Below are 7,334 nucleotides of genomic sequence, written 5' to 3'. Positions count from 1 at the left end.
TCGATATCCTTTGGCCACCAACGGATTCTACACAAAGCCGCAGGTCGGCCCCGCCGCGTCACGGCGAGACCGACCCGCGATTCTGCAACAGCCCGTCAGATCGACCGGATGTACCGCTCGCTCGGAAAGGGTGGGGCTCGTCAGAACAGCGGGCCGCCCCCGAACACACTGCGGTGCGACGGGGGCCGGCGGCCGTCGAGGTCGGTCAGGTCGTAGTCGCGGGCGAGTTCGGCGGTGACGAAGGTGTGCCCGCTGCGCTCGGCGAGTTCGGGGTCGTCGGTCAGGGCCGCGACGACGGAGCCGACGAACTCGGGCGACTCGGCGTCCGCGACCGGGAACCCCGCGATGTCGGTGAGGCCGCTCGCGACGATCTTCTCGGTGCGCACGATGCCCGGCCACAGCGACACCGCGTGCACATCGTGTTCGCGCAGTTCGTCGGCCATGTCGAAGGCCATCTTGTCGAGGCCGGCCTTGGAGATCCCGTACAGCACCGAATGCAGGCGGCTGCGGGTGCCGAACGACGAGATGTTGACGATCAGGCCGGTGCGTCGCGGCACCATCATGCGGGCCGCGGCGACCGATGCGACGTAGTGCGCGCGCAATCCGAGCCCGATCAGGCTGTCCCAGTCGTCGAGCGGTCGTTCCCAGAACGGGGTGTCGAACCCGCCGAATCCGCGTGGACCGGCCCACACGTTGTTGACCAGCAGGTCGAGCCGGCCCTCCTGGTCGTCGGCGATCTGCGCGAACACCTTCTCGATCGCCGCGTCGTCGCAGTGGTCGCACGTCAGCGCGTGCCCGCGACCGCCGCGGGCGGTGATCTCCGCTGCAGTCCCGGCCAGGGGAGCGTCGCCGGTGGCGGGTCCCCGTCCGGTCACGTAGACGGTCCACCCGGCACTTCCCAGGGCCAGGGCGATGCCCTTACCGACCCCGCGGGACGCGCCGGTGACCAGCGCGACGCGGGTCACGCCCCGGCCTCGCGGCGTCGATCGGTGGTCGGATGAACGGTCTGTTCCGGTCGTGTCGTCGGCACGCTCACGACGGTAGAACACGTTTCTGTTCTTCGGCGGCGAATTCCGAACGACGGGACGATCAGGGCTGACCGGGCAGGGCGACGGTCGGGGGAGCGACACCCAGGTTCGCCCGCCACCGCGCGCCGCGCAGGGCCGTTTCGGTCAGCGCGTCGATCGCGAATCCGCGGGTGGACTCGGAGGTCGCCCGTTCGACGACGGACCGCCACGCGACCGCGACGTCCGTCTCGATCTGCACGGCGAGCTGCGCGGCACTGATCGGGTCGGTCACCGGGAACGGGACGGTGTAGCCGGGCGCGGCGACCGGGGGAGTGACGCTCGCGGCGGTGAGCGCGTCGATCGTGGCGTCGCGGCGCGCCCGATGTGCGGCGGTGTCCTCCGCCACCTCACCGCCGCGGGCCGGATTGGAGAACGCCGCGACGAGGCCGTACCCGAACACGGCGGCGTGTTCGGCGTTCACGGCGTCGACGAGGGCCTGCTGCTCGGCTCCGAGCTGGGGGGAACTCACGGCAGCAGCACCGCCGTCTCGGTCGCGCAGGCGGCACTGACGGACGCGAGCAGGCCCGCGCGGTAACCGCGCAGGGTGCGGGCCAGATCCGCGGCGTCGCGCTGGGAACGGATCAGCCGTTCGCGCAGCAGTTCCACGCTCGGAGTCTCGGCGGGCAGCGTCACGGTCGTCGAGGTGGCCGGGGACGTCGACGTGGCCCCCGCCAGCCGTGCGACCTCCGCGTCGAGTGCGTCGGCGTGCGTCGTGCGTTCGGCGCCGATCGTCGCGAGCGCATCGGCCCGCTCAGGTGCCACGGCGACGAGGGCGCCGGCGAGAGCGGCGTCGGTGCGTGCGCGCTGGGCCTGGGCGATCAGCGGATCGGGCTCGCCGTCCTCGTCGGAGGGGGCTCCGCATCCCGTGACGGTGAACACGCCCGCGGTGCCGAGCGCGGCACCGGACCATCGCAGCAGTGTTCGTCGGGACACGGGTGGCAGGTGTGGTGACGTCGGCACCGGACCATGGTGCCAGTCCGGCGAACCGATCCGGACGCCGGCCTGGTCACGGCACCCCGAAATGCGCGATACCCTTGATACCTGCCGGATCGATCCCCGCACCGGCCGCCTACCGCTGCGACCACAACTGAACGAGGAGCTTGCCGCCATGCCTGTGCCGCCACCGGAGAGGATTGTCGAGCTCGTCTCGGATCTGATCGAGCGTGAGGGTTACGACCTCGAGGACGTCGTCGTCACGGCGGCGGGCAAGCACAGCACGGTCCGGCTCATGGTCGACAGCGACGCAGGTCTCGGCCTCGACGAGGCGGCGCGCCTGAGTCATCTCGTGTCGGAGGCGTTCGACGCGGTGTCGGATTTCGGTGAGTCGCCGTACATGCTCGAGGTGACCAGTCCCGGTATCGGCCGGCCGCTGACGCAGGACCGGCACTGGCGGCGCGCGCAGGGCCGGAAGGCCCGGCTGGATCTGGGGACCGAGACGCTCGTCGGCCGTATCGGCGAACTCGTCGGCGACGAGATCCGCATCGTGGTCCCGGACCGCAACGGCCCGGTCGTGCGCGCAATCCCGCTGGCGGAGGTGCGGTCGGCGACGGTCGAGGTGGAGTTCAACCCTCCCAACGCCCGCGAGCTCGAGCTCGCCGGTGGCCTGCCCGACGGCCGGGTGCGTGCGGGGGAACTCGACGAGAACGCGGTCGGGGTGGACGAAGACGGTAGTGACGAAGACGAAGTGAACGAGACGAAGGTGGACAAGTGAATATCGACATCACGGCGCTGAAGGCGCTCGAATCCGAGAAGAACATCCCGTTCGAGGCGCTGATCGAGACGATTTCGACCGCTCTGCTCACCGCCTACCGGCACGTGGACGGTCACCAGCCGCACGCCCGGATCGATCTGGACCGCAAGACCGGCATCGTGCGCGTGATGGCCGAAGAGTTCGACGCCGACGGCAACCTCGTCTCCGAATGGGACGACACTCCGGCGGACTTCGGCCGGATCGCCGCCACGACCGCGCGGCAGGTCATCATGCAGCGCATCCGTGACGCCGAGCACGAGCAGCGTTTCGGCGAGTTCGTCACCCACGAGGGCGAGATCGTCGGCGGTGTCGTCCAGCGCGACACCCGCGCGAACGCGCGCGGCATGGTGGTCGTGCGGATCGGCGGCGACAACGGCGCCGAGGGCCTGATCCCGCCGGCCGAGCAGGTGCCGGGCGAAACGTACGAGCACGGCGATCGCATCAAGTGCTACGTCGTGGGCGTGGCACGCGGCCAGCGTGGACCGCAGATCACCCTGTCGCGGACCCATCCGAACCTCGTCCGTCGCCTGTTCGCGCTCGAGGTCCCGGAGATCGCGGACGGATCCGTCGAGATCGTCGCGGTCGCCCGCGAGGCGGGGCACCGCTCGAAGATCGCGGTGCACTCGCGGGTACCCGGGCTGAACGCGAAGGGTGCGTGCATCGGCCCGATGGGTCAGCGCGTGCGCAACGTGATGCGCGAACTCGGCGAGGAGAAGATCGACATCATCGACTACGACGAGGATCCGGCGCGGTTCGTCGGCAACGCGCTGTCGCCGTCGAAGGTGGTTTCGGTCACGGTCGTCGACCCGGACGCGCGGGCCGCGCGTGTCGTCGTCCCCGACTTCCAGTTGTCCCTCGCGATCGGCAAGGAAGGGCAGAACGCCCGCCTGGCCGCGCGTCTGACCGGATGGCGGATCGACATCCGCAGCGACGCCGCAGCGGGTGATGATGGTCACTCGGGCGCCGCTTCGACAGGCAGGTAGAGGTGGAATGCGGGCTTCCGGACGAATCGGCGGTAGAGTGGTCGATGGTTCAGCATGAGCTGTCTTCGTCACGCGGCGAGCGCACCGGTCCGGTGCGTACCTGTCTCGGGTGTCGGCAGCGATCGCTGACTGCCGATCTGCTGAGGGTCGTGGCACGAGAAGTGGAGCCGAAACGCTTCGTTCTGGTCCCTGATCCCGGGCGCAGACTTCCCGGGCGGGGCGCGTGGTTGCATCCCGTTTCGGAGTGTCTGAGTCAGGCGGAGCGGCGTCGAGCATTCGGCAGAGCGCTGAGGGTGCCCGGAAATCCGGACACGGCGGCGCTCGATCAGCTGGTCGGGTCCGGCGACGGAATATCACTCGGCGTGGCACCGTTGTGAGATCGACAGCAGGGACACCAACGCAGTGACATCGAACTCTGAGAAGAACAGGCACGAACACTCATGAGCACACCGTGAAGCACCAGCGATGAACGTCCATCGGAGATAACCCGAGGTCGTGCGGGCAACCAGCCGCTCGACCTCATCAGTGAGGAGAGCAGTGGCAGGCAAGCCCCGCGTGCACGAGTTGGCGAAAGAACTCGATGTCACAAGCAAGGTCGTACTCGAAAGGCTCAAGGAGCTCGGCGAGTTCGTGAAGTCCGCGTCGTCGACGGTCGAAGCCCCCGTCGCACGTCGTCTGCGTGAATCGTTCGGCAAGACCACGGGCGAAGGCTCGTCGGCCGCCCCGACCCCCGGTCCCAAGCCGGGCGCACCGCGTCCCGGCCCGCGTCCGGCCGCCCCGGCAGCTGCAGCGCCGGCCCCGGCACCCACCCCGGCGCCGAAGCCCGCGGCAGCAGCTCCCGCGCAGACCCCCACCCCGGCACCGCGTCCCTCGACGGGACCGAAGCCGGGTGCCCCGCGTCCTGCGGCCCCGAAGCCGGCAGCACCGGCCCCGGCCGCCCAGGCTCCGGCCGCGCAGCCCGCGCCGGCCCCGGCCCCCGGTCCCAAGCCCGGCGGACCGCGTCCCGGCCCGAAGCCGCCGCGTGTCGGGAACAATCCCTACTCGTCGGCTCCCGCGGAGCGTCCGGCACCGCGTCCCGGCGCCCCTCGCCCGGGTCAGGGCGGTCCCCGTCCGACGCCCGGCCAGGGTCGTCCCGCGGCCGGTCCGGGTGGGCCCCGTCCCACTCCCGGCCAGGCCGCTCCGCGCCCGGCCGCCGGTCCCGGCGGACCTCGTCCGGCTCCCGGCCAGGGCGGACCGCGTCCGTCTCCGGGCTCGATGCCCCCGCGCCCGAACCCGGGTGCGATGCCGCAGCGTGCGGCACGTCCGGCCGCGACCGGTCGTCCGGGTCGTCCCGGCGCACCGGGTGGTCGCCCGGGCGGCGGTGGCGGCGGCTACCGCGGCGGTGGAGCCGGTGGCGGCGCCGGTGCCGGTGCCGGTGCAGGTGCCGGAGCAGCCGGTGGCTTCCGGGGTCGTCCCGGTGGCGGCGGTGGTGGTGCCGGTCGCGGTGGACGCGGCGGCACGGCCGGTGCGTTCGGCCGTCCCGGTGGTGCTCCGCGTCGCGGCCGCAAGTCGAAGCGGCAGAAGCGGCAGGAATACGACTCGATGCAGGCACCGGCAGTCGGCGGTGTCCGGCTGCCCCGCGGCAACGGCGAGACCATCCGGCTCGCCCGCGGCGCGTCGCTGTCCGACTTCGCGGAGAAGATCGACGCGAACCCGTCGGCACTGGTCCAGGCGCTGTTCAACCTCGGCGAGATGGTCACCGCCACTCAGTCGGTGAACGACGAGACCCTCGAGCTGCTCGGCTCGGAGATGAACTACGTCGTCCAGGTCGTCAGCCCCGAGGACGAGGACCGCGAGCTGCTCGAATCGTTCGACATCCAGTACGGCGAGGACGAGGGCGGCGAAGAGGACCTGCAGCAGCGTCCGCCGGTGGTGACCGTCATGGGTCACGTCGACCACGGTAAGACCCGACTGCTCGACACGATCCGCAAGGCCAACGTCCGTGAGGCCGAGGCCGGTGGCATCACCCAGCACATCGGCGCCTACCAGGTGCTCACGCACCTCAACGGCGAAGACCGGCTCATCACCTTCATCGACACCCCGGGTCACGAGGCGTTCACCGCCATGCGTGCCCGCGGTGCGAAGTCGACGGACATCGCGATCCTCGTGGTCGCCGCCGACGACGGTGTCATGCCGCAGACGGTCGAGGCGATCAACCACGCCCAAGCGGCCGACGTGCCGATCGTGGTCGCGGTCAACAAGATCGACAAGGAGGGTGCGAACCCCCAGAAGATCCGCCAGCAGCTCACCGAGTACGGCCTGGTCACCGAGGAGTACGGCGGCGACACCATGTTCGTCGACATCTCCGCGAAGCAGGGCCTGAACATCGACCAGCTGCTCGAGGCCGTGTTGCTCACCGCCGATGCGGCCCTCGACCTGCGGGCCAACCCGGATATGGAGGCCCAGGGCGTCGCGATCGAGGCTCACCTCGACCGCGGTCGCGGTCCGGTCGCCACCGTGCTGGTCCAGCGCGGCACCCTGCGGGTCGGCGACTCCATCGTCGCCGGCGACGCGTACGGCCGCGTGCGCCGCATGGTCGACGAGCACGGCGAGGACGTCCTGGAGGCTCTGCCTTCGCGTCCGGTCCAGGTCATCGGCTTCACGTCGGTGCCCGGCGCCGGCGACAACCTCGTCGTCGTCGAAGAGGACCGCATCGCCCGGCAGATCGCCGACCGCCGCAATGCGCGCAAGCGCAACGCGCTGGCCGCGAAGAGCCGCAAGCGGATCTCCCTCGAGGATCTGGATGCCGCGCTCAAGGAGCACAACGAGCTCAACCTCATCCTCAAGGGCGACAACTCGGGTACCGTCGAGGCCCTCGAAGAAGCGCTCATGGGGATCGAGATCGACGACGAGGTGCGCCTGCGGGTCATCGACCGCGGTGTCGGTGGTGTCACCGAGACCAACGTCAACCTGGCTGCTGCCTCCAACGCGGTGATCATCGGCTTCAACGTCCGTGCCGAAGGCAAGGCGACGGAGCTGGCGAACCGCGAGGGCGTCGACATCCGCTACTACTCGATCATCTACCAGGCGATCGACGAGGTGGAGAAGGCCCTCAAGGGCATGCTCAAGCCGATCTACGAAGAGGTCGAGCTCGGCCGCGCCGAGATCCGCGCCATCTTCAAGTCCTCGAAGGTCGGCAACATCGCGGGTTGCCTCGTGCAGTCCGGCATCGTCAAGCGCAACGCGAAGGCACGGTTGCTCCGCGACAACAACGTCGTCGCCGAGACCGTCACCATCTCGTCGCTGCGCCGCGAGAAGGACGACGTCACCGAGGTCCGCGAGGGCTACGAGTGCGGTATGACGATCACCTACTCCGACATCAAGGTCGGCGACGTGATCGAGGCCTACGAGCTGCGCGAGAAGCCGCGCGACTGACGGCACCGCCGTCGGGTGACAACTGACGGCACCGCCGTCGGTGACAGCTGACGGCATCGCCGTCGGGGCGGCGGGCGAGCAATCGTCCGCCGCCCCGACGTGTCAGCGCCCCGCTTCCCG

At 70.3% G+C, this 7,334-nt stretch carries 7 protein-coding genes; 4 read left to right on the top strand and 3 right to left on the bottom strand.

The features are described from left to right. Positions 1-140 precede the first annotated feature (140 nt). The 3 genes from ACWDUD_RS18890 to ACWDUD_RS18880 all read right to left on the bottom strand — a co-directional run bounded on the left by ACWDUD_RS18890 (position 141) and on the right by ACWDUD_RS18880 (position 2,000). A complete protein-coding gene (locus ACWDUD_RS18890) occupies positions 141-965 on the bottom strand; it encodes an SDR family NAD(P)-dependent oxidoreductase (protein ID WP_450110261.1) in 825 nt (274 codons plus the stop codon). A 124-nt stretch (positions 966-1,089) separates the two neighbouring features. Then, positions 1,090-1,536 (bottom strand): ferritin-like domain-containing protein, encoded by a 447-nt coding sequence (locus ACWDUD_RS18885; RefSeq protein ID WP_197255440.1) that lies wholly within the window; start codon positions 1,534-1,536, stop codon positions 1,090-1,092. Next, positions 1,533-2,000, bottom strand: a complete 468-nt coding sequence (locus ACWDUD_RS18880) for a hypothetical protein (protein WP_450110260.1) — start codon at positions 1,998-2,000, stop codon at positions 1,533-1,535. The genes ACWDUD_RS18885 and ACWDUD_RS18880 overlap by 4 nt, the downstream gene beginning before the upstream one ends. Before the next feature lie 175 nt (positions 2,001-2,175). On the opposite strand from ACWDUD_RS18880, the gene rimP reads away from it, so the two are divergent. The 4 genes from rimP (at position 2,176) to infB (ending at position 7,214) form a co-directional block, all read left to right on the top strand. Continuing rightward, on the top strand, positions 2,176-2,778 hold the full coding sequence (gene rimP, locus ACWDUD_RS18875) for a ribosome maturation factor RimP (RefSeq protein WP_450110259.1): 603 nt from the start codon (positions 2,176-2,178) through the stop codon (positions 2,776-2,778). Continuing rightward, positions 2,775-3,800, top strand: coding sequence for a transcription termination factor NusA (gene nusA, locus ACWDUD_RS18870; protein WP_197255434.1), 1,026 nt, complete (start codon positions 2,775-2,777; stop codon positions 3,798-3,800). Before rimP ends, nusA begins: the two co-directional genes overlap by 4 nt. 44 nt (positions 3,801-3,844) lie before the next feature. After that, the gene (locus ACWDUD_RS18865; RefSeq protein WP_420753229.1) at positions 3,845-4,177 is read left to right on the top strand and encodes a YlxR family protein; all 333 of its coding nucleotides are present in this window, start codon (positions 3,845-3,847) and stop codon (positions 4,175-4,177) included. Between the two features lie 160 nt (positions 4,178-4,337). Then, positions 4,338-7,214 carry a translation initiation factor IF-2 gene (gene infB, locus ACWDUD_RS18860; protein WP_450110258.1) on the top strand — a complete coding sequence of 959 codons (2,877 nt, stop codon included), beginning with the start codon at positions 4,338-4,340 and terminating at the stop codon, positions 7,212-7,214. The last annotated feature ends 120 nt before the right edge of the window (positions 7,215-7,334 follow it).

The sequence above is a fragment of the Rhodococcus sp. NPDC003382 genome (genome assembly GCF_053589135.1).
Note: the sequence above shows the minus strand (reverse complement) of the source record. Positions and strands in the feature narration are given on the sequence as shown.

Coding starts and splice junctions, on each gene's coding strand:
- rimP (WP_450110259.1), top strand. CDS start 2,176: ATGCCTGTGCCGCCACCGGAGAGGATTGTCGAGCTCGTCTCGGATCTG.
- ACWDUD_RS18865 (WP_420753229.1), top strand. CDS start 3,845: ATGGTTCAGCATGAGCTGTCTTCGTCACGCGGCGAGCGCACCGGTCCG.